The sequence below is a fragment of the Acidovorax sp. GW835-FHT14G06 genome (assembly GCF_058793595.1).
The window spans coordinates 1-20,053 of record NZ_JBXAGA010000004.1; the positions used below are offsets into that span (position 1 = coordinate 1).

17 protein-coding genes are annotated in these 20,053 nt (G+C 65.3%); 11 read left to right on the forward strand and 6 right to left on the reverse strand.

From position 1 onward, the window contains the following. Positions 1 to 167: 167 nt before the first annotated feature. The 4 genes from AC1Q64_RS07395 to AC1Q64_RS07410 are packed head-to-tail and all read right to left on the reverse strand — an operon-like array spanning position 168 to position 4,336. Complete coding sequence (locus AC1Q64_RS07395) at positions 168 to 1,214, reverse strand: VWA domain-containing protein (RefSeq protein ID WP_492250905.1); 1,047 nt, start codon at positions 1,212 to 1,214, stop codon at positions 168 to 170. 55 nt (positions 1,215 to 1,269) lie between these two features. Next, complete coding sequence (locus tag AC1Q64_RS07400; RefSeq protein ID WP_492250906.1) at positions 1,270 to 2,307, reverse strand: DUF58 domain-containing protein; 1,038 nt, start codon at positions 2,305 to 2,307, stop codon at positions 1,270 to 1,272. 12 nt (positions 2,308 to 2,319) lie between these two features. Then, entirely contained in the window at positions 2,320 to 3,336 is a 1,017-nt protein-coding gene (locus tag AC1Q64_RS07405; protein WP_492250907.1) for an AAA family ATPase, read from the reverse strand. A 43-nt stretch (positions 3,337 to 3,379) separates the two neighbouring features. Further along, a complete protein-coding gene (locus AC1Q64_RS07410) occupies positions 3,380 to 4,336 on the reverse strand; it encodes a S1C family serine protease (RefSeq protein WP_492250908.1) in 957 nt (318 codons plus the stop codon). 141 nt (positions 4,337 to 4,477) lie between these two features. Here AC1Q64_RS07410 and AC1Q64_RS07415 point away from each other — a divergent pair, with 141 nt between their 5' ends. The 8 genes from AC1Q64_RS07415 (at position 4,478) to AC1Q64_RS07450 (ending at position 13,410) form a co-directional block, all read left to right on the forward strand. Then, on the forward strand, positions 4,478 to 5,338 hold the full coding sequence (locus AC1Q64_RS07415; protein WP_492250909.1) for a TatD family hydrolase: 861 nt from the start codon (positions 4,478 to 4,480) through the stop codon (positions 5,336 to 5,338). Positions 5,339 to 5,475: 137 nt separating this feature from the next. Further along, the gene (locus tag AC1Q64_RS07420; RefSeq protein WP_492250910.1) at positions 5,476 to 6,117 is read left to right on the forward strand and encodes a DNA-deoxyinosine glycosylase; all 642 of its coding nucleotides are present in this window, start codon (positions 5,476 to 5,478) and stop codon (positions 6,115 to 6,117) included. Next, entirely contained in the window at positions 6,118 to 6,882 is a 765-nt protein-coding gene (locus tag AC1Q64_RS07425) for a class I SAM-dependent methyltransferase (RefSeq protein ID WP_492250911.1), read from the forward strand. A 13-nt stretch (positions 6,883 to 6,895) separates the two neighbouring features. Then, on the forward strand, positions 6,896 to 8,689 hold the full coding sequence (gene tfpB, locus AC1Q64_RS07430) for a type IV pilus assembly ATPase TfpB (RefSeq protein ID WP_492250912.1): 1,794 nt from the start codon (positions 6,896 to 6,898) through the stop codon (positions 8,687 to 8,689). A 199-nt stretch (positions 8,690 to 8,888) separates the two neighbouring features. Beyond that, positions 8,889 to 9,377 carry a tripartite tricarboxylate transporter TctB family protein gene (locus AC1Q64_RS07435; protein WP_291433637.1) on the forward strand — a complete coding sequence of 163 codons (489 nt, stop codon included), beginning with the start codon at positions 8,889 to 8,891 and terminating at the stop codon, positions 9,375 to 9,377. Positions 9,378 to 9,392: 15 nt separating this feature from the next. After that, complete coding sequence (locus tag AC1Q64_RS07440) at positions 9,393 to 10,904, forward strand: tripartite tricarboxylate transporter permease (RefSeq protein WP_492250913.1); 1,512 nt, start codon at positions 9,393 to 9,395, stop codon at positions 10,902 to 10,904. A 118-nt stretch (positions 10,905 to 11,022) separates the two neighbouring features. After that, positions 11,023 to 12,321, forward strand: coding sequence for a DUF3422 family protein (locus AC1Q64_RS07445; RefSeq protein WP_291433640.1), 1,299 nt, complete (start codon positions 11,023 to 11,025; stop codon positions 12,319 to 12,321). Between the two features lie 189 nt (positions 12,322 to 12,510). Further along, positions 12,511 to 13,410, forward strand: coding sequence for a DMT family transporter (locus AC1Q64_RS07450; protein ID WP_492250914.1), 900 nt, complete (start codon positions 12,511 to 12,513; stop codon positions 13,408 to 13,410). Positions 13,411 to 13,469: 59 nt separating this feature from the next. Here the strand turns inward: AC1Q64_RS07450 and AC1Q64_RS07455 are convergent, their stop codons facing one another. Together AC1Q64_RS07455 and AC1Q64_RS07460 are read right to left on the reverse strand one after the other, a co-directional pair. Next, positions 13,470 to 14,510 carry a M48 family metalloprotease gene (locus tag AC1Q64_RS07455; RefSeq protein ID WP_492250915.1) on the reverse strand — a complete coding sequence of 347 codons (1,041 nt, stop codon included), beginning with the start codon at positions 14,508 to 14,510 and terminating at the stop codon, positions 13,470 to 13,472. A gap of 12 nt (positions 14,511 to 14,522) precedes the next feature. Continuing rightward, complete coding sequence (locus tag AC1Q64_RS07460) at positions 14,523 to 15,149, reverse strand: SH3 domain-containing protein (RefSeq protein ID WP_492250916.1); 627 nt, start codon at positions 15,147 to 15,149, stop codon at positions 14,523 to 14,525. Between the two features lie 62 nt (positions 15,150 to 15,211). Between AC1Q64_RS07460 and AC1Q64_RS07465 the strand changes: the two genes are divergently transcribed. The 3 genes from AC1Q64_RS07465 (at position 15,212) to AC1Q64_RS07475 (ending at position 19,976) form a co-directional block, all read left to right on the forward strand. Next, positions 15,212 to 16,042, forward strand: a complete 831-nt coding sequence (locus AC1Q64_RS07465) for an SDR family oxidoreductase (protein ID WP_492250917.1) — start codon at positions 15,212 to 15,214, stop codon at positions 16,040 to 16,042. A 152-nt stretch (positions 16,043 to 16,194) separates the two neighbouring features. Beyond that, positions 16,195 to 17,310: a TRAP transporter substrate-binding protein gene (locus tag AC1Q64_RS07470; protein ID WP_492250918.1), complete on the forward strand. Its 1,116-nt coding sequence runs from the start codon at positions 16,195 to 16,197 to the stop codon at positions 17,308 to 17,310. Next, positions 17,307 to 19,976: a bifunctional diguanylate cyclase/phosphodiesterase gene (locus AC1Q64_RS07475; protein ID WP_492250919.1), complete on the forward strand. Its 2,670-nt coding sequence runs from the start codon at positions 17,307 to 17,309 to the stop codon at positions 19,974 to 19,976. The genes AC1Q64_RS07470 and AC1Q64_RS07475 overlap by 4 nt, the downstream gene beginning before the upstream one ends. Positions 19,977 to 20,053 lie beyond the last annotated feature (77 nt).

The following is a 20,053-nucleotide window of genomic DNA, read 5'->3' on the forward strand; positions in this document are numbered from 1 at the left end:
TTCTTTCGGCGACGCGAAAGAAAGGGACTCGCACGCCGGGCGACTCCCGGCCTCCGCCCTCAACAAAGGCATGCGGCTCAGTCAGTACACGCAACCAAACGCTGCAAAATCAATAGCTACCAACCCATATCCCAATAGCGCATCCAGCCAAAATCACCAAAAAAAGATCACATCACCCGCCCATACCACCACACCGACAACCCCGCCGCCACCAACGCCAGCACCGCCCCCAACAACGCCAGCAAAGAAGAAATCTCCGTCTCCTTCTTCTCCACCGTCAGCCGCGAGCTCAGCGTCTCGTACACCTTTTTCAGGTCTGCCGCCGTCGCCGCATGAAAGTATTCGGCATTGGTCCGCGCAGCCACGGCCTTCAGGGTTTCTTCGTCCAGCCGCACGCGCATCGACCAGCCCTCAAAGCCAATCGTCTCGCCCTGCACCGTGCCCACCCCGACCGTGTACACACGCACCCCCCGGTCGGCCGCCCACTTGGCGGCTTCCAGCGGGTCCACGCCCGTGGTGCGCTGGCCGTCTGTCAGCATGATGATGGCGGCCGAGTTGTAGGAGCCTGGGGCCACGGGCGTGAAGGTCTTGGCGGGGTCCTGCTGCTTGCCCAGCTCTTCGATGGGCTTTGGGCGCATGGCCTGGCGGCCGCCCAGGGCGGCGATGTCGATGCCCGCGTCGGGGAAGATCGTGGCCAGGGACAGCATGATGCCGTTGCCCGTGGCCGTGCCGCGCTGCAGCTGGAAGCTGTCGATGGCTTTGACCAGGTCTTCACGGCTCTGGGTGGGCAGCTGGGCCAGCTGGGCGCTGCCGGCAAAGGCCACGATGCCCACGCGCACATGGCGCGGCAGGTCGGCAATGAAGGCTTTGGCGGCGTTCTGGGCGGCGGTGATGCGGTCGGGCTCCACGTCGGCGGCGCGCATGCTGCCTGATACGTCCATGGCCAGCATGATGGTCTGGTCCTGCGAGGGCAGGGTGATGATGGCCAGGGGGCGCGCGGCGGCCAACAGCAGCGCCACCAGCGCCAGCAGGAACAGCGCGGGCGGGATGTGGCGGCGCAGGTGCTGTCCGGGGCCCATGGCCTCGCGCACCAGGGACAGGCTGGAGTAGGTCAGCGCTGTTTTCTTGCGCCGGTGCAGCAGCCACCAGTACAGCAGTACCAATAGGGGCACAGCCAGCAGCAGCCAGAGCAGGGTGGGCCAGAGAAAAACCATGGTGTGTGTCCTTGGTGGCGAGTACAGCGTGTGCGGCGGGTGATCAATCGATCGGTCAGGCGGCGGCAGCCGTTGCGGCAGGGCCTGCGGATGCCGATGCGGGGACGAGGGGGTGGCTGTGCGCCCGCACCCGGCGCTGGCGCAGGTCCATGAAGCGCAGCAGGGCATCAACCAGGTCGTCGTCGGTGCACAGCTCCAGCGTGTCGGCGCCCGCGCGGGTCAGGCCCTCGCGCAGCGCCGCCTCGCGGTCGGCGGCCAACTGGGCAAAGCGGCGGCGAAAACCCGCGTCGTGCGTGTCCACCTGCAGTTGCTCGCCGCTTTCGGCATCGCGCAGCGTGACCAGGCCCACGTCGGGCAGCTCCAGCTCCAGCGGGTCGAGCAGGCGCACGGCCACCACGTCATGCCGCTGGGCCAGCTGGGCCAGGGGCTTTTCCCAGCCGGGCGCGCTGATGAAGTCGGACACCACAAACACGGTGGATCGGCGCTTGAGCGTGGCCAGGCCGGTCTGCAGCAGCCGGTGCAGTTCGGTGGCGCCGCCACCCGTCTTGTGCGGTGGCACCGGGGTTTTGGACGGCAGCAGTTTGTGCACCAGGTGCAGCACATGGGCGCGGCTGCTGCGCGGGGGCAGCACGGCGTCCACTGCGCGTTCGGCCTTCGGACTGGCACCGCCGTAGAGCACGGCGCCCACACGGTTGCCGTGGCGGGTAAGCAGGCGCGAAAGCACGGCCACAAAGCCGGTCAGGATGTCGCGCTTGGCATGGCCTGTGGGGCCGAAGCTGATGGACGGGCTCAGGTCCAGCAGGAACCAGGCCGACATTTCGCGGTCTTCGGTGAACACGCGCACATGGGGGGTGTTCAGCCGTGCGGTCACGTTCCAGTCGATGTGGCGTACGTCGTCGTGCGGCTGGTATTCGCGCAGGTCGGTCAGGTCAAGGCCGCTGCCGCGCATCAGCGTGCGGTAGTCGCCCTGCAGTAGGCCGTCCAGGCGGCGGATCACCTTCCACTCCAGCTCGCGCAGCAGCCGGTCGGCCTGCCCGGGCAATGTGGGCAGGGTGTGCACCGTGGCGGAGGTTGCAGGCGGCTTGCTGTTCATGGCGATGACACTTCAAGCAGCTTTTTGCTCGTGATGCAAGGGACGTGCTGGTGCCGGGATCTTGGCCATGATGCGCTGGATGAGTGCGTCGGCATCCAGCCCGTCGGACAGCGCTTCGTACGACAGCGCCACGCGATGGCGCAGCACATCGGCGGCCAGATCGGTCATGTCTTCGGGCAGCACGTAGTTGCGCCCGCGCAGCATGGCCAGGGCCTGAGCGCCCTCGGCCAGGGCAATGGTGGCGCGCGGGCTGGCGCCGCAGCTGATGTAGCCGGCCAGGTCCTTCAGGCCATGTCGTGCGGGCTCGCGGGTGGCTGCCACCAGCTTCACGGCGTATTGCAGCATCGACGGGTCCACATACACGGTGCGGCATTCGGCCTGCAGCGCTGCCAGCTGCGCCGTGGTGGCCACGGGCAGCACCTGGACGGGCAGGTCGAGCGCACGCTGGGCGATCACGAACTCTTCCTCCTCGGTGGGGTAGCCCAGCAGCACCTTCATCATGAAGCGGTCTACCTGCGCCTCGGGCAGCGCGTACGTGCCTTCGGTCTCGATGGGGTTCTGGGTGGCCATCACCAGGAAGGGCTCGGGCACCTTGTGGATCTCGCCCGCAATGGTGACCTGGCGCTCCTGCATTACCTCCAGCAGCGCGCTCTGTACCTTGGCAGGCGCGCGGTTGATTTCGTCGGCCAGCAGCAGGTGGGTGAAGACGGGGCCCAGCGTGGTGCTGAACTCGCCGGTCTTCTGGTTGTACATGCGCGTGCCGACCAGGTCGGCAGGCACCAGGTCGGGCGTGAACTGGATGCGCTTGAAGCTGCCCTGGATGGTGCTGGCCAGCGTCTTGACGGTGAGCGTCTTGGCCAGGCCCGGCACGCCTTCGACCAGCAGGTGACCCTGGGCCAGCATGGCAACCATGACGCGCTCCAGAAAGCGGTCTTGCCCGACCACCACGCGTTTGACCTCGTAAAGCACCTGCTCCATCAGCGTGGCAGTGGCGGCATTCGATGCATTGGGCGACGTGCTGGATGACATGGTGCTCCTTGCGATGGCGGAATGGAATGAATGGGGTTCTGGATCAGAACGGCGGCATGCCGATGGCCGAGGCGGCGTTTTCAATGGGCACGGCAAAACCGATACCGATGAAAGTGCGCGCCTGGGTGGGGTTGAGGATGGCGGTGACGATGCCCACCACCTCGCCGTCCATCGTCACCAGTGGGCCGCCGGAGTTGCCCGGGTTGGCAGCCGCGTCGAACTGGATCAGGTTGCTGAGCTGGCGCTTCCCCTCGGGCGACGTGAACTCGCGTTTGAGGCCGGACACCACGCCCGCCGATGCCGATGGGCCAATGCCGAAGGGAAAGCCTACGGCCACCACATGATCGCCCGGGCGCAGGTCCTGGGTGGACCGCAGGGTGGCGGCCTCCAGGTCGTCAGGCACTTTGTGGGCCTGCAGCACGGCCAGATCGTTCTCGGGTTGGGCGCCGGTCACGCTGGCCGTGGTTTCCAGCCCGTCGTGGAAGGTGATGCCAATGCGGTCTGCGCCGGCTACCACGTGCAGGTTCGTCAGGATGATGCCCTTGTCCACAATCACCACGCCCGTACCAATGCCGCGCTCGACCTCTTCCTTGCCGTTCTTGCTGCGCCCGTAGCCCACCACACGCACCACCGAGGGGCCGATGCTCTCCACGGCACGGGCGGCGGCAGAGGGCGGGTTGGTGGTCTCCAGTGTGCGCAGCACTGCAGCGTCAATATCGTCCTGGGTGATCTTGCGGGGGGCGGTGCGGCTGTGCTGCCAGGCGCTGGCCGCCAGCAGGGCTGCCAGCAGCACCACGATAGCCCACAGGGCCACCAGTTGGCGCTTGAGGGCAGGTGGGTGCGAGGCCGGCGGCAGGGTGGGTGCGGCCTGGCTGGACGGCAAGGGGGCTGCAGCGTCTGGTGCCTGGGCAGCAGGCGCAGCCGGATCGGTGGCATCCACCGCCGCAGGCGTGCGGCTGCGGGCGGGGCGGGAGCTGCTGTAGAGGGCGGGCCGGGGCATCCTGTCACCTTTGCTCGTACACGCCAGGGCTTGGCGCACGCAAATGACAGTAGCACGGTTTGCGGGCAAATGCACATGCAGGGCTACACAGGACCCGCAGGCTCTGCAGGCCCAGCTCGCTGCATCGGGCATCATCGGCGCATGACCGCCTGGATCGATACACACTGCCACCTCGATGCGCCCGAGTTCGATGTCGACCGCAGCGCGGTCCGCATTCAGGCGGCGGCCCAGGGGGTGTGCCACTGCGTGATCCCGGCCGTGGAGCGCAGCAACTGGGACACCGTGCGGGCGTTGGCGCACCAGCATGGGGACAGTTATGCGCTGGGCATTCACCCCCTCTACACAGGGCGCGCTGAGGATGAGGACCTGCGGCATCTGGGCGAGTACCTGGAGCAGCACCACGCAGACCCGCGCCTGGTGGCGATCGGCGAGATCGGCCTCGACTATTTTGTGCCGGGTCTTGACCCGGTGCGCCAGGAGCGGTTTTACCGTGCCCAGCTGCAGCTGGCCCGGCGGTTCGACCTGCCGGTGATCCTGCACGTGCGGCGTTCCGCCGACAAGCTGCTGAAGGGCCTGCGGGACCTGCCTGTGCGCGGTGGCATTGCACACGCCTTCAACGGCAGCCTGCAGCAGGCCCAGGCGTTTGTTGCCTTGGGCTTCAAGCTGGGATTTGGCGGAGCGGTGACCTATGACCGCGCCTTGCAGTTGCGCCGCCTGGCGACCGAACTGTCTGGGGATGCGCTGGTGTTGGAAACCGACGCGCCCGATATTCCGCCCCACTGGCTGTACACCACCGCCGCAGAGCGCGCCGCGGGTCAGGCCCAGGGCCGAAACAGCCCGGGAGAGCTACCAGGCATTGCGGCGGTTGTGGCACAACTGCGCGGCCAGTCCATGCAGGCGCTGGCCCGCAGTACCGGGGCCAATGCGATGGCTGCGTTGCCACGGCTGGAGCGACTGCTGGCGGACGGGAGAGCGTTGCAGGATGAACGGTCGGATCTCTAGAGCGATCGGCGGGCCGATCAACAGGGCGATCAATATGGAGAAATTTGGGAGCTTTGCGCCCTGTGGCAAAGGGCTCACAGCTATCTTTTTTGTGATGCAGGGCGGGGTTGGCTGCCCTTTGGGCCCAAAATTGGACCATGCCCTTCGCCCCCGCTGCAGCCGGACCGTCCCTGGCCTCTACCCCTGATTCCACCGGGTCGTCAGTGCGCTGGCACGGTCTGGCGCCGGTGGCCGGCGCGCATACCGTGGTGCTGGTGCTGGGCAGCTTTCCTGGGGCTGCATCATTACAGGCCCGTCAGTACTACGCCCATCCCCAGAACCATTTCTGGAAAATCCTGCAGGCCCTGTGGCCGCAGCATCCTTTGCCGCCGGCGGGGCCGGATGGTTACTCCGACCGCTGCGCCTGGTTGCTGGCGCGGGGCCTCGGCCTGTGGGATGTGTACCAAAGCTGCGAGCGCGAGGGCAGTCTGGACACCAGCATTCGCCACGCCCGGCTTAACGACTTTGCCTCACTGCGCAGCGTCTGCCCCCAGCTGGCAGCGCTGGCGCACAACGGTGCGGAGAGTTTTCGACACGCCCAGGCGGTGCTCGCCGGGCTGAGCGCTTCCAGGCACTTACCGCTCTTGCCGCATGATGGGGGGAATGCAGGGGTACGGCCCGCTGCACCGCCCATTGAGGCGGTCAGGCTGCCATCGACCAGCCCGGCCAATGCCTCCTGGAGTTTTGAACGTAAATTGACCGCCTGGGCCGATGTCATGGCCCGGCACGGATTGCTGTGAATGGCCCGAAAAAAAGAAACCCTGCAAGAACTGCCCGAAGTCAGCGTGTCCGACGATGGCGAAGTGCGCCACCTGCACCTGGGAACGCCCTGGATCCAGGGCTCCATGCGCATTGACGAGCCCTTTGCCCTGGAGCTCGAATACGTGCAGCGCATGATGGCCTGGCTGTTGTTTGCCGACCTGGCCCAGGTGTCCAAGGGCCATGCCATGCAGCTGGGCCTGGGGGCTGGGGCCATCACCAAGTTCTGTCACAAGAAGCTGCGCATCTGCACCACCGCCATCGAGCTGAACCCGCAGGTGCTGGCCGTGTGCCGCCAGTGGTTCAAGCTGCCGCCCGACGGTCCCAAGCTGCGTGTGGTGCTGGCCGATGCTGCCAAGGAAATCCAGAACCCCATGTGGCTTGGCACGGTGGATGCACTGGCTGTGGACCTGTATGACCACGAAGCAGCAGCTCCCGTGCTCGACAGCCCCGACTTTTATGCCGACTGCCGCGCTTTGCTCACGGATACGGGCTGCATGACGGTCAACCTGTTTGGCCGTGCGTCGAGCTTTGACCGCAGCCTGCAGAGCATGGCGCAGGCGTTTGGTGACCAGGCGCTGTGGGCGTTCAAGCCCACGCGCGAAGGCAATACGGTGGTGCTGGCACAGCGCACCCCCACACGGCCCAAGCGTGCGGAGCTGGCCGAGCGGGCTGAGGCCATCCAGACGCGCTGGGACCTGCCCACCACCAAGTGGCTGCGGGTGTTCAAGCCGGTGAACCCCTGAAAGGAATCTTGCAATGAATGCTCCTGTCGTGACGCCTGACCGGCTGAAGTCGGCTTCGCACATTGGCCCGGTGGACTGGCGCCGCATGGTGCAGTGGCTCAGCGATGACAAGGTGATCTCGCGCGAGGAAGCGCAGCGCACCATCGCCCGCTGCTCGCAGGCCGAGAGCTCCCAGCACGCCCTGGTGCGCCTGGCCAACGTGGCCATGGAGCGATCCAGCGACGGCAAGCCGCTCGACATCGAGGCGCTGACCGAGTACCTGGCTCAACGGGCGGGTCTTGCCTACATGCGCATCGACCCGCTCAAGGTGGATGTGGGGCGTGTGGCAGACACCATGAGCGCCACCTATGCGGAGCGCCACAAGGTGCTGCCTGTGCAGGTGACCAGCAAAGAAGTGGTGGTTGCCACGGCCGAGCCCTTCATCGACGACTGGGTGGCCGAAGTGGAACGCCAGTCCCGCCGCTCGGTGCGCCGGGTGGTGGCCAACCCGCAGGACATCCACCGCTTCACAGCTGAATTTTTTGCGCTCGCCAAGTCGGTGCGCGCGGCGCAAAAGGCCGGAGGCAGTTCGGGCGGCAACAGCTTTGAGCAGCTGGTGGAGCTGGGCAAGAGCAACAAGCAGCTCGACGCCAACGACCAGGGCGTGGTCAAGGTGGTGGACTGGCTCTGGCAGTACGCGTTTGACCAGCGCGCGAGCGATATCCACCTGGAGCCGCGCCGCGACCAGGGCGTGATCCGGTTTCGCATCGACGGCGTGCTGCACCCGGTCTACCAGATGCCTATGGGTGTGCACAACGCCATGGTGGCGCGCATCAAGCTGCTGGGCCGCATCGACGTGGTGGAAAAGCGCCGCCCCCAGGACGGCCGCATCAAGACCCGTAACCAGCGGGGGGAAGAGGTGGAAATGCGCCTGTCCACCTTGCCCACTGCGTTTGGCGAAAAGATGGTCATGCGCATTTTCGACCCCGACAACGCGGTCAAGGACCTCGATGCCCTGGGCTTTGCGCAGCACGATGCGCAGCGCTGGGAGGCGCTGGTCAAGCGGCCGCACGGCATCATCCTGGTGACCGGCCCCACGGGTTCGGGCAAGACCACAACGCTGTACTCGACCCTGAAGCGCGTGGCCACCGAAGAGGTCAACGTGAGCACGGTGGAAGACCCGATCGAAATGATCGAGCCCAGCTTCAACCAGACCCAGGTACAGCCGCAGCTCGACTTCAATTTTGCTGAAGGCCTGCGCGCGCTGATGCGGCAGGACCCCGACATCATCATGGTGGGCGAAATCCGGGACCTGGAGACTGCCGAGATGGCCATCCAGGCGGCGCTGACGGGCCACCTGGTGTTCTCCACCCTGCACACCAACGATGCCCCCAGCGCCATCACCCGCATGATGGAGCTGGGTGTGCCGTCGTACCTCATCAATGCCACCTTGCTGGGTGTGTTGGCCCAGCGGCTGGTGCGCACGCTGTGCAAGCAGTGCAAACAAAAGGATGAGGCCGCTAGCCGCGAAGCCCTGACCGAGGTGGTCAAGCCCTGGAAGATCAGCGGTAGCTACCACCCGTACAAGCCGGTTGGTTGTGTGGATTGCCGCATGGGGGGCTTTCGGGGTCGCATGGGGCTCTATGAATTGCTCACCGTCAGCGAGGCGCTCAAAGACAAGATCACCCAGGCGCCTTCCATTGATGTGCTGCGCCGGCAGGCCGTGCAAGATGGCATGCGTCCGTTGCGCCTGGCCGGCGCGCTGCGCGTGGCAGAGGGGCTGACCACCATGGAAGAGGTGATTTTGGCCACACCGCCCCTGGAGTGAGCGACGGGGCGCGCGAGGTTGCGCTCTGTGCAATCTTCCCCGATTGCCCTTCTTTTCAGGTTTTTGAGACGGTCTGCGGGGTGAGGTGCTGTTGTCGGTGTGGGTGGAGCGTTACCGGATGTAGGTGGAATCCACATCGCGCCGCCCCCGCCTTGCCAGCACAATCGCGCAGTCGAGAATTCCGTCAAGGAGACAATTCGTGAAAATCAAGAGTAATAAAGACTTTGCGTCCGGGCTCATGTTCATGGGCGTCGGGGTCGCATTTGCGTGGGGTGCCACTACTTACAACGTGGGGACGGGCGCGCGCATGGGCCCCGGCTACTTCCCGTTGTTGCTGGGGGTCTTGCTGGCCATCATCGGCAGCGTGATCACCTTCAAGGCGCTGACCGTGGAAACTGCCGACGGCGACAAGATCGGCAAATGGGCCTGGAAGCCGCTGTTCTTCATCTTGGCCGCCAACTTTGCCTTCGGCATCCTGCTCGGCGGCTTGCCCAGTCTGGGCATTCCGGCCATGGGGCTCATCGTGGGCATCTATGCACTGACCTTCATCTCCAGCCTGGCTGGCAATGAGTTCAACGCCAAGGCCGTATTTGTTCTCGCCACCGTGCTGGCCATCGGCAGCTATGTGGCTTTTGTGTGGGCGCTCAAGCTGCAGTTCCCTGTGTGGCCGAGTTTCATCGCAGGTTAAGCAGGAGCACTGACCATGGAATTATTTAATAACCTCGCGCTGGGTTTTGGCGTTGCTTTCACGTTCCAGAACCTGATCTACTGCTTTGTGGGCTGTTTGCTCGGCACGCTCATTGGTGTGCTGCCAGGCATCGGCCCGGTGGCGACCATCGCCATGCTGCTGCCTGCCACCTATGCGCTGCCCCCCGTCGCCGCGCTGATCATGCTGGCCGGTATCTACTACGGCGCGCAATATGGTGGTTCGACCACTGCCATTCTGGTGAACCTGCCGGGTGAGTCCTCGTCGGTGGTGACCGTGATTGACGGCTACCAGATGGCGCGCAAGGGTCGAGCAGGGCCGGCGCTGGCGGCTGCGGGCCTGGGTTCGTTCTTTGCGGGCTGCGTGGGTACGCTGATCCTGGCGGCCTTTGCGCCTCCGCTGACCGAAGTCGCCTTCAAGTTCGGACCCGCCGAATATTTCTCGCTGATGGTTCTGGGCCTGATTGGTGCCGTGGTGCTGGCCTCGGGCTCGCTGCTCAAGGCCGTGGCCATGATCGTGCTGGGCCTTCTGATGGGGCTGGTGGGGACCGACGTGAACTCGGGCGTGGCTCGCTTCAGCTTCGATATCCCTGAGCTGACCGACGGCATCGGTTTTGTGACCATTGCCATGGGTGTGTTCGGTTACGGTGAAATCATCGCCAACCTCTCGCGTCCCGACGATGAGCGTGAGGTGTTCACTGCCAAGGTGGAAGGTCTGTTCCCGACCAAGGAAGACTTTAAGAACATGATCCCTGCTGTGCTGCGCGGCACAGCGCTGGGTTCTGCTCTGGGCATCTTGCCCGGTGGTGGTGCCTTGCTGGCCGCTTTTGCTGCCTACACACTCGAGAAGAAGACCAAGCTCAAGCCCGGCGAAGTACCTTTCGGCCAGGGCAACATCCGTGGTGTGGCCTCTCCGGAAGCTGCCAACAACGCTGGTGCACAAACCTCATTCATCCCATTGCTGACGCTGGGCATTCCTCCCAACGCCGTGATGGCGCTGATGGTGGGTGCCATGACCATCCACAACATCCAGCCTGGTCCCCAGGTGATGACCAGCAACCCCGAGCTGTTCTGGGGCCTGATTGCTTCGATGTGGATTGGCAACGCAATGCTGATCATCCTGAACCTGCCGTTGATCGGCATCTGGATCAAGCTGCTGACCGTGCCTTACCGCTGGCTGTATCCATCCATCGTGTTGTTTTGCGCGGTGGGTGTGTATTCGACCAACAACAACACCTTTGATATCTGGATGGTGGGTGCGTTTGGTCTGATTGGCTACATCTTCTACAAGCTGGGTACCGAGCCTGCACCTTTGTTGCTGGGCTTCATTCTGGGCCCCATGATGGAAGAGAACCTGCGCCGTGCGCTGCTGCTGTCGCGTGGTGACTGGAGCGTGTTTGTGACGCGTCCTCTGTCGGCCGGCCTGTTGGCGGCTGCGGCCCTGCTGCTCATCATCGTGCTGCTGCCTTCGGTGAAGAACAAGCGCGAAGAAGCGTTTGTGGAAGACTGATCGGTTCCGATTCTTTTCTCACCCTGATCAACGGCACCTTCGGGTGCCGTTGTTTTTTGGGCAGTGGCGTCCAACTGGCACTGCTGTCGCCAGTACACAATTGCGGGCAGAGGTCCGCATGTCTACACCGTTTCATCCCACGCAGCACCCGCACCGGGCGATGCTGCACAACGAAATCCACGCCCGCCCGCCTGAGGCGATGAACGCCCCGCTGGCCATCGCGCACATCGTGATGCTGGCCGATGCGGCAGGGCGCGAGGCCAGCCGGGCCCATGTGGCCGCGCTCCTGCGGGACCACCACATGGCGCTGCCCGACGCCCACACCACCCACTTGCGGATGGACCTGGGCGCTTTTCGGATGCGCTGGGAGATGCACACCGAATTCGTCACCTGGACCTTCATGGTCCCGGCGCCGGTGGAGGCTTTTGGAGAACGGGAGCCGGTCAGTGCCGTGGATTCCGTTCCGCACGACTGGCTTGCAGCTTTGCCCGGCCAGTGCCTGTGCAGCCTGAACCTGTGGGTGCTGCCCACACATACCTTTGGATCGGGCTCTCTGGTCAAGCATGTGCTGCACGAAGACACGCTGGTGGCGTCCACCGTGGCCGATGGGCATGGCGAGGTGTACACCGACTTTGCGATCCACGCTGACGGTTTCTCGCGCATGGTGCTGCTGGCAGGAGGCATGACACCAAGGCGCCTGGGGCGTCTGGTGCAGCGCCTGCTGGAAATCGAGACCTACCGCATGGCCGCCTTGCTGGGCCTGCCCGCCGCCCGCGAGGCTGCCAGCGTGCTGGCCTTTGCTGAGCGCGAACTGGCGGCGCTGGCTGAAGCCATCCGCACGGCCAACCGTGATGACGAGCCCGCATTGCTGGACCGGCTGACGCGCCTGGCCGGGCAGGTGGAGAGCCAGTACGCAGCCACGCACTCGCGCTTCTCGGCCAGCAGTGCCTACTTTGAATTGCTGGACCGCCGTATCCAGGACATTGCCGAGTCGCGCCTGGCGGGCATGCAGACCATCCGGGAATTCATGGACCGGCGCCTGACCCCCGCGCGCAGCACCTGTGAGTGGGCGACCCGTCGGCAGGATGCGTTGTCGCAGCGTGTATCGCGCATGAGCAACCTGCTGCGCACCCGGGTAGAAATCGAGCAGCAGCAAAGTAGCCAGGCGTTGCTGACCACCATGAACCACCGGCAGGATCTGCAGCTGCAGATGCAGTCCACGGTGGAGGGATTGTCCGTGGCTGCCATCACCTACTACATCGTCGGGCTGGTCAGCTACCTGGCCAAGGGCGCGCAAAAATTGGGGTGGCCGTTGTCGGCAGAGACCACGGCAGCCCTGGCGATTCCGGTGGTAGCAGTGGGGGTGTGGTGGTCACTGCGGCGGCTGCACCAGCGGGTGTTCCACAAGCACCATTGAGGCGGTAGGCCCGGCGATTCGTCGAACAGCACGGAGCGCACTTCGGCTCGTCAGCCATCGTTGATGAAGGGGGCGCCCGCGCAGAGGTTCGATGGCCTGCGCCGGCCCTGCCGTGTCACACTGGGCGCAACTTCCGGCGACCGCTGTCGGGCAAATACTCCAGCGGGCGCTTCGCGCCCCTTCATACCCGTGACCATTGAGAAGAAGAGCGTTGCATCTGGCCTCGTGCTGGCATTCCTGGGCTCCATCGCCTTCAGCGGCAAGGCCATCATCGTCAAGCTGGCCTACCGCTATGGGGTGGATGCAGTCACGCTCATCATGTACCGCATGCTGTTTGCGCTGCCCATCTTCGCCGTGATGGCCTGGTGGGCCAGTCGGGGCAAGCCGCCGCTCACCCGCAAGGACTGGCTGGGCGTGCTGGGCCTGGGTGTCACCGGTTATTACCTGGCGAGTTTTCTCGACTTTGCAGGGCTCGCCTACATCAGTGCCAGCCTAGAGCGGCTCATTCTGTACCTCAACCCCACGCTGGTCGTGCTGCTGGGCTGGGTGCTGTACGGGCGCGGTATCCGCTGGGCGCAGGCGGCAGGCATGCTGGTGAGCTACTGCGGCGTGGTGCTGGTGTTTGGTCACGAGGCCAACCTGCAGGGTGCCAATGCTGCCTGGGGCACCTTGCTGGTGTTCCTGAGCGCAGTCAGCTATGCCATCTATCTGGTTTACAGCGGCGAGATGGTGCAGCGCTTGGGCGCGCTGCGGTTGGTGGGGCTTGCCACCACCGTGGCTTGCCTGTGCTGCCTGTTGCAGTTTGTGGTGCTGCGGCCACTGAGTGCGGCAGTCGTTGCGCCTGAGGTGATCTGGCTGTCGGTGCTCAACGCCACCCTGTGCACGGCCGCGCCCGTGCTGATGGTGATGATGGCCATTGAGCGCGTTGGCGCCGGCATGACCGCGCAGACGGGTATGGTGGGCCCGTTGTCCACCATTCTTATGGGCGTGTGGATTCTGGGCGAACCCTTCACGGTGTGGGTGGCAGCGGGTACGGCGCTGGTAGTCGCGGGCATATTCACCTTCACGCGCATGGCGCGAAGGGCCTGATGGCCATGGCCGTGGCCACAGCCACTTGGCGTCGCGCAGCCAGGGCCTTCTCGCGCGTTCTACGATGTCTTTTTCTTGGGTGCTGACTTGCGGGTCGGCGCCTCGGCCGGGGCAGCTGGCGATGGAGCTGCTGTGGCTGCGGCAGGGGCCTTGGGGTTCATGCGCTGGGCTACTGTTACCGGGGCCGCCCCCGTGAAACCATCGAGGTTTTTACCCATGGCCATCTCCAGCTGCTCCAGCCGTGCCTGGGCTGGCGGGTGGGTGGCCAGCGCCAGCGTGAAGGCCGGGTTGTCCGGGGTGGCAGTGCGCAGCTGCTGAAGCACCGACACCAGTCCATACGGGTCGAAGCCAGCGCGGGTGGCCAGGGCCACGCCGGTGCGGTCGGCGTCGTACTCATCGGTCTGATCCAGGCCGCGTGCGTACAGGTTGCGCCCCAGTGCCAAAAATTGCGAGGCCACCACGTTGCCCACGGCATTGGTCTTGATCTGGGACGCCACCAGCTGGGTCAGCATGCCCGACTGTGCTGTCTTGCGAATGGCCAACAGGTGGTGTTTGGCGGTGACGTGTGTGATTTCGTGGGCCAGGATGCCAGCCAGCTCGGCCTCGTCGGCGCAGCGGTCGATCAATCCCTTGGTCACGAACACATAACCACCCGGTGCCGCAAACGCGTTGTAGCCGGGGTCATCCAGCACCACAAAGGTCCAGGGCAGATTGGGGCGGGGCGATTGCAGGCTGATCCAGCGCCCGAGCTGGTTCACGTAGCGCTGCAGTGCCATGTCCGGGTGCAGGGGTTTGCTGCCCAGCAGCACGGCCGAGAGTTGGCGGCCGATCTCGATTTCGCGGGGTTCATCGATGCTCTCGACCGAACGGGTGAGCATGCTGATGAGGTCATCCCCCTGGCCTGCGGGGCTGCCCCCGCCGGTGATGGCACCCAGCAGGCCGCCGCCGGTGCTGCTGTTGGTGCTGCCACCGCCGCCCAGGGCATTGAGCAGGTTCATGACACCCTGGCTCTGCCCCTGGCTGGGCAGCAGGGTCAGGGCCAGGGCTGTGCACGCCGTTGCGAGCAGCCGGGTGCGGCGGAGGGATTGGGGCAGGCGCATGACAGCTCTCGCTCAGTTGGGGCTGAAATTGGGGTCGGACGGGTTGTTGGACGAGCCTGTCGCCCCTGATCCACCAATGGAGGAGGACCGGGGCGGCTCAGCCAGCGGAGCCACGTTGCGTGGTTGCAGCGCTGCATTGCTGGCGAACTGGCGAGCCTGGTCGGCATTGACACGCAGGCCCTCGGCTTGGTTCACGGCGGCAGGGTTCGGTTGTGCCTTGGCGATGTCTTCGGCGCCCAGACCCCGGATGCCTACGGTGGAAGTTGCCGTCGTTGTGTTGCCGCCATTGCCGCCAAACAGGCCACCCAAGCCGCGCATCCCGCTGGTGGCGGCATTTCCACTGGTGGGCGCTGCGCCAGACTGCGGGCCCAGGTCAAACATGTGGACCCAGCCTGTGGCGCCTTGTGGCGTACTCACCTTGGTCCAGGGCCCCTTGCGCTCGCTCGTGCGCGTGACCACGGAGTTGGCTTCCAGGGGGGCCACGCTGGCGCCGCTTTCCGCTGGGCTGTCGCGCAGCTGAGTGGCGCGTTTGACCACAGCCGCCTCCTGGGCATGTGCTGTGCCTGCCAGAAAGGGCACCAGGGCCATCGCGGCCGATGCCAGCCAGGGAGCCAGGGCTCTGCAGTGCAGCCGGGTCATTTTGTACTCTCCACTTATGATTTGTTGTGGCTGCGGCACGCAGCGAGAAACCGGAGATTGTTATGGATTTGGGTATTGCAGGCAAATGGGCGCTGGTGTGTGGCGCGAGCAAGGGGCTGGGTTATGGCTGCGCACAGGCGCTGGTGCGCGAGGGTGTCCATGTGGTCATCAACGCCCGCAACGCCGAGGCGTTAAACCAGGCTGCTACTCTTTTAATAGCTGAAAGTGCAAATGCAACCGGCGCTAGCGGCCAAAAGGGTGTGTCACCGCAGGTGCTGGCTGTGGCGGCAGACATCACCACCGCCGAGGGGCGTGCGGCGGTGTTCTCGGTAGCCGGAGGACCGGGGCGTGACTTTGACATCGTGGTCACCAACGCAGGTGGCCCGCCGACCGGCGACTTTCGGGACTGGAATCGCGATGCATGGATCAAGGCTGTGGATGCCAACATGCTGACCCCCATCGAGCTGATCCAGGCCACGGTGGATGGCATGGCTGCCCGAGGGTTCGGTCGCATCGTCAACATCACCTCCAGCGCTGTGAAGGCGCCCATTGACATCCTGGGGCTGTCCAACGGCGCTCGCAGTGGTCTTACGGGGTTTGTGGCGGGTGTCTCGCGCAGCAAGATCGCAGCGCGTGGGGTGACCATCAACAATCTGCTGCCCGGCAAGTTCGACACCGACCGGCTCGCCGCCACGGTCACTGCAGCCGCCAGCAAGGCGGGCAAGAGCGTCCAGGACGTACGCTCTGCGCAGCAGGCGCAGATTCCGGCTGGGCGCTACGGCACCGCCGAAGAGTTCGGCGCCATTTGCGCCTTCCTGTGCAGCGTGCAGGCCGGCTACATGACCGGGCAGAACGTGCTCGCTGATGGCGGTGCCTACCCTGGCACGTTCTGACGCAGGCCGGGCCTGGCGTGGCCCGGTGGGCTGGGCGGGCGCAGTGCTTCCGCAGAACGGGTTTGCGCCCGTGGTGTTTTGCCGACAGCTTTGGCGGCACGCTGAATAATTGGTGGAATACTGCGGGCCAGCGCCTGCTACTGTCCGCCGTCATGCACCCTGCCCACACACCCTTTCTGCTGCGCCTGAAACGCCACTGCGTCCTGCTGTGTATGGTGTTGGGCGCTTTGGGTGCGGTGCAGGCAGCCGATGCGGCCAACACGCCAGGGGCGGGCGCCACACCGGCAGCTGCGTACCGGTTGCGCATCGTGGGCGGTCTGGCCGGTATCAGCCAGTACGTCCGACAGGAAGAGCCCTTCTGGACCAAAGAGCTTTCTCGCCTGAGCGCCGGGCGCTTCCAGGCCGAGATCGTGCCCTTTGACCGGGCCGGCGTGCCTGGGGCCGAGATGCTGCGGCTGTTGCAGCTGGGCGTGGTTCCTTTTGGCACGGCGCTGATGAGTTCGTTCACCGCGCAATACCCCGAATACACCGCGCCCGACCTGGCCGGGCTGAACCCCGACATCGCCACGCTCAAGACCACGCTGGCCGCGTTTCGCCCCTACCTTGAAAAGGCGTTGCGCGAACAGCATGGCGTCGAGGCACTCGCCATCTACGTGTACCCGGCGCAGGTGGTGTTCTGCAAGAAGCCACTGCGTACGTTGGCCGAGCTGACTGGCCGCCGCGTGCGTGTGTCGTCGGCCAGCCAGGCCGACTTTGTGGGTGCCTTGGGCGGGGTACCCGTGCTGACGAGCTTTTCGCAGATCGTGCCCAGCTTGACCGCGGGCAATACCGAATGCGCCATTACCGGCACCATGTCGGGCAACATGCTTGGCCTGCCGGCGCTCACCACCCACGTGCATACCCTGCCGGTGACCTGGGGGCTGGCGGTGTTCGGTGCCAACCAGGCCGCCTGGGCGGCGCTGCCGGCCGACCTGCGCACGCTGCTCAAGCGCGAGCTGCCCCGCCTGGAGGCCGCCATCTGGGCCGAGTCCGAGCGTGAAACCGCCGACGGCCTGGCTTGCAACCGGGGCGCGTCCACCTGCAGCGGCGGTACCAAGGGCAGCATGGTGGTGGTGCCTGTGTCGCCCCAGGATGAGCGCAGCCGCCAGGAGATCCTCGAATCCACCGTACTGCCGCGCTGGGTGCAGCGTTGTGGCGCTCGCTGCGCACAGGTCTGGAACCAGACCATCGGGCCCGCGCGTGGGCTGCAGGCAGCGCCTGCGAAATGACAGAGTCCGCCGTACCCTCGCGCATCAAGGCCTATGTCTGGGCGGGCGCTGCCGTGTTTGTGGCGGCCGTGGTGGCGGTGGCCGGCGCCCTGGCATGGAACGCCCGCCAGGCCGCGCTGGCCGATAGCGAGGCACAAGCCACTCGCTTTGTGGCCGGTGCGGAGGCTGCCCTCAACCGCTCTCTGCTGGCTGTGGACGTGCTGCTGGCCAGCATGGACGAGCTGCTGGGCCTGTCCAACGCCATGACGGCATGGGTGGACGCCGACACTGCCAGCCAGCGGCTGCGTGGGTCGGCCCGGCAGAACCTCATGGTGCGCTATGTGGCGGTGCTCGATGGCACCGGCAAGACCGTGGCATCGTCCGACCCCGCTGGCGGAAGCCTGCAGGTACAGCTGCCTGCCGGTTTTCTGGAGAGCGTGCTGGAGCAACCTGTGTCCATGCTGATGGTCAGCGCGCCGGTCGTGAGCTTCGCCAGTTCCGAGCGGGTGCTGTACTTTGCGCGCCACCTGCGCATGGCAGACAGCTCGCGGGTGGTGGCCGTGGCCGAGCTGCCGGTATCGGCCCTCAGCTCGGTGCTGGTGCAGGGTGTGGACATCAGCGGCCTGCAGGTGACGCTGGAGCGCGCCACCGGGCAACTGCTGCTCAGCGTGCCCAACCGCGAAGACGTGACAGTGCCCACCCTCACGCCGCCCATCGGCGATCTGTCCGATCAGGGTATGGCCTGGCAGGCCCCGGCGCGTCTGACCGGCGAGCCATCGTTGGTGGTGTTCCGGCCCATCCTGTACCAAGACCTGCGCATTGCAGCCAGCATTCCCTTGGACGCGGCGCTGGCCAATTGGCGTGACCAGCGCGATGCCATTGCACTGACCACCGCACTCTTCATTGCCATGATCTTTGCGGCAGGGGTGTTGGCACTGCGCTACGTGGACCGGATGTCCCAGGCCCGCCTGGCCATCGCGCAGTCCAAGGCCACGTTGGATCAGGCGCTGGAGTCCATGGTGAGCGGCTTCCTGCTGCTGGACAGCCAGCAGCGCGTGGTGCAGTGGAACCGCCAGCTGGAGACGATTCTCCCCTGGCTGCACGGCGTCATCACGCCGCTGGTGCCCTTTCGCGCGGTGCTGGAGGCCACGGTGGAGCACCATGTGCCCCGCCTGTCCGACGACGAGCGCAAGCGCTGGGTAGACCAGCGTCTGCATCGCCAAAAGCATCAACCCGAGCCGCGCGAACAGTCTTACGCCAACGGCAGCACCATTCAGATCACCGAACGTTCCACGCCCGACGGCGGGCTGGTCATCAGCTACCACGACGTCACTGCGCTGCGCAAGGCCAGCACCGAGATCGAGAGCCTGGCCTTTTACGACCCACTGACCAACCTGCCCAACCGCCGCTTGCTGATGGACCGCATGCAGCAGGCCATTGCCGCCAGCGTGCGCAGTGGACAGTACGGGGCCCTGCTGTTCCTGGATCTGGACCACTTCAAGACATTGAATGACACGCGGGGCCACGAGGTGGGCGACATGCTGCTGCGCCAGGTGGCCCAGCGCCTGAAGACCTGCGTACGGCGCGAGGACACGGTGGCGCGCCTGGGGGGCGACGAATTCGTGGTCATGCTCAGCGACCTGTCGGTCCACCGCGATGAGGCCGCAGCCCAGGCGCGCCGGGTGGGCGAGAAAATCTTGCGCAAGCTCAACGTGCCCTACACGCTGGGTGGCAACGCGCACCACAGCACGCCCAGCATCGGCGCCACGCTGATGGGTGGCTCCGTGCACTCTTCGGTGGATCTGCTCAAGGAGGCCGACATCGCCATGTACCAGGTCAAATCGCAGGGGCGTAACGCACTGTGCTTTTTTGACCCCCAGATGCAGATCGTCATCAGCATGCGTGCACAGCTGGAGACTGACCTGCAGATGGCGCTCACGGGGCGGCAATTTGTGCTGCACTACCAGCCGCAGTTCCATCTGGACGGCCGCATGGTGGGCGCCGAGGCCCTGATCCGCTGGCAACACCCGGAGCGCGGGCTGGTCCCCCCTGGCGAATTCATTGGCGTGGCCGAAGAGAGCGAACTCATCGTGCCCATGGGCCACTGGGTGCTGCGTACCGCCTGCGAGCAACTGGCGGCCTGGCAAGGGGACGAACGCTACCGGCACCTGCAGGTGTCGGTCAACGTGAGTGCGCGGCAGTTTCGCCAGCGCGACTTTGTGGCGCGGGTGGTGGAGGTGCTGCGCGAGACCGGCGCCCGCCCGCATTTGCTCAAGCTCGAATTGACCGAGTCGCTGGTGCTGGACAACGTGGACGACACCATCGCCAAGATCGGCACGCTCAAGACCAAGGGCGTGCGCTTTTCGGTGGACGACTTTGGCACCGGCTATTCATCGCTGGCTTATCTCACGCGGTTGCCGCTGGACCAGCTCAAGATCGACCAGTCCTTTGTGCGCAACCTGGGGGTGCGGCATACCGACGATGTGATCGTCCAGACCATCCTCGGCATGGCACGCAACCTGGAGCTGGATGTGATTGCCGAAGGGGTGGAAACCGAGGCACAAAAGGACTTCCTGGCCCGGCATGGCTGTGTGTACTTTCAGGGCTACCTGCTGGGGCGGCCCACTCCGGTGGCCGATCTGGAGGCGTTGATGGAGTCCACCACCACCGCCATTGCGCCAGGCTGAGCGGGGCAGCTGGGCACCGCTGTGTGCTACGTTTTGTATAGCGGCTAGGGCAACAGATACCGGCGCTACTGCCGATA

What these genes read in the sequence shown, in the direction of transcription:
- AC1Q64_RS07395 (WP_492250905.1), bottom strand. Translation starts at nt 1,214, where the DNA reads ATGGTTTTTCTCTGGCCCACCCTGCTCTGGCTGCTGCTGGCTGTGCCC.
- AC1Q64_RS07400 (WP_492250906.1), bottom strand. Translation starts at nt 2,307, where the DNA reads ATGAACAGCAAGCCGCCTGCAACCTCCGCCACGGTGCACACCCTGCCC.
- AC1Q64_RS07405 (WP_492250907.1), bottom strand. Translation starts at nt 3,336, where the DNA reads ATGTCATCCAGCACGTCGCCCAATGCATCGAATGCCGCCACTGCCACG.
- AC1Q64_RS07410 (WP_492250908.1), bottom strand. Translation starts at nt 4,336, where the DNA reads ATGCCCCGGCCCGCCCTCTACAGCAGCTCCCGCCCCGCCCGCAGCCGC.
- AC1Q64_RS07415 (WP_492250909.1), top strand. Translation starts at nt 4,478, where the DNA reads ATGACCGCCTGGATCGATACACACTGCCACCTCGATGCGCCCGAGTTC.
- AC1Q64_RS07420 (WP_492250910.1), top strand. Translation starts at nt 5,476, where the DNA reads ATGCCCTTCGCCCCCGCTGCAGCCGGACCGTCCCTGGCCTCTACCCCT.
- AC1Q64_RS07425 (WP_492250911.1), top strand. Translation starts at nt 6,118, where the DNA reads ATGGCCCGAAAAAAAGAAACCCTGCAAGAACTGCCCGAAGTCAGCGTG.
- tfpB (WP_492250912.1), top strand. Translation starts at nt 6,896, where the DNA reads ATGAATGCTCCTGTCGTGACGCCTGACCGGCTGAAGTCGGCTTCGCAC.
- AC1Q64_RS07440 (WP_492250913.1), top strand. Translation starts at nt 9,393, where the DNA reads ATGGAATTATTTAATAACCTCGCGCTGGGTTTTGGCGTTGCTTTCACG.
- AC1Q64_RS07445 (WP_291433640.1), top strand. Translation starts at nt 11,023, where the DNA reads ATGTCTACACCGTTTCATCCCACGCAGCACCCGCACCGGGCGATGCTG.
- AC1Q64_RS07455 (WP_492250915.1), bottom strand. Translation starts at nt 14,510, where the DNA reads ATGCGCCTGCCCCAATCCCTCCGCCGCACCCGGCTGCTCGCAACGGCG.
- AC1Q64_RS07460 (WP_492250916.1), bottom strand. Translation starts at nt 15,149, where the DNA reads ATGACCCGGCTGCACTGCAGAGCCCTGGCTCCCTGGCTGGCATCGGCC.
- AC1Q64_RS07465 (WP_492250917.1), top strand. Translation starts at nt 15,212, where the DNA reads ATGGATTTGGGTATTGCAGGCAAATGGGCGCTGGTGTGTGGCGCGAGC.
- AC1Q64_RS07470 (WP_492250918.1), top strand. Translation starts at nt 16,195, where the DNA reads ATGCACCCTGCCCACACACCCTTTCTGCTGCGCCTGAAACGCCACTGC.
- AC1Q64_RS07475 (WP_492250919.1), top strand. Translation starts at nt 17,307, where the DNA reads ATGACAGAGTCCGCCGTACCCTCGCGCATCAAGGCCTATGTCTGGGCG.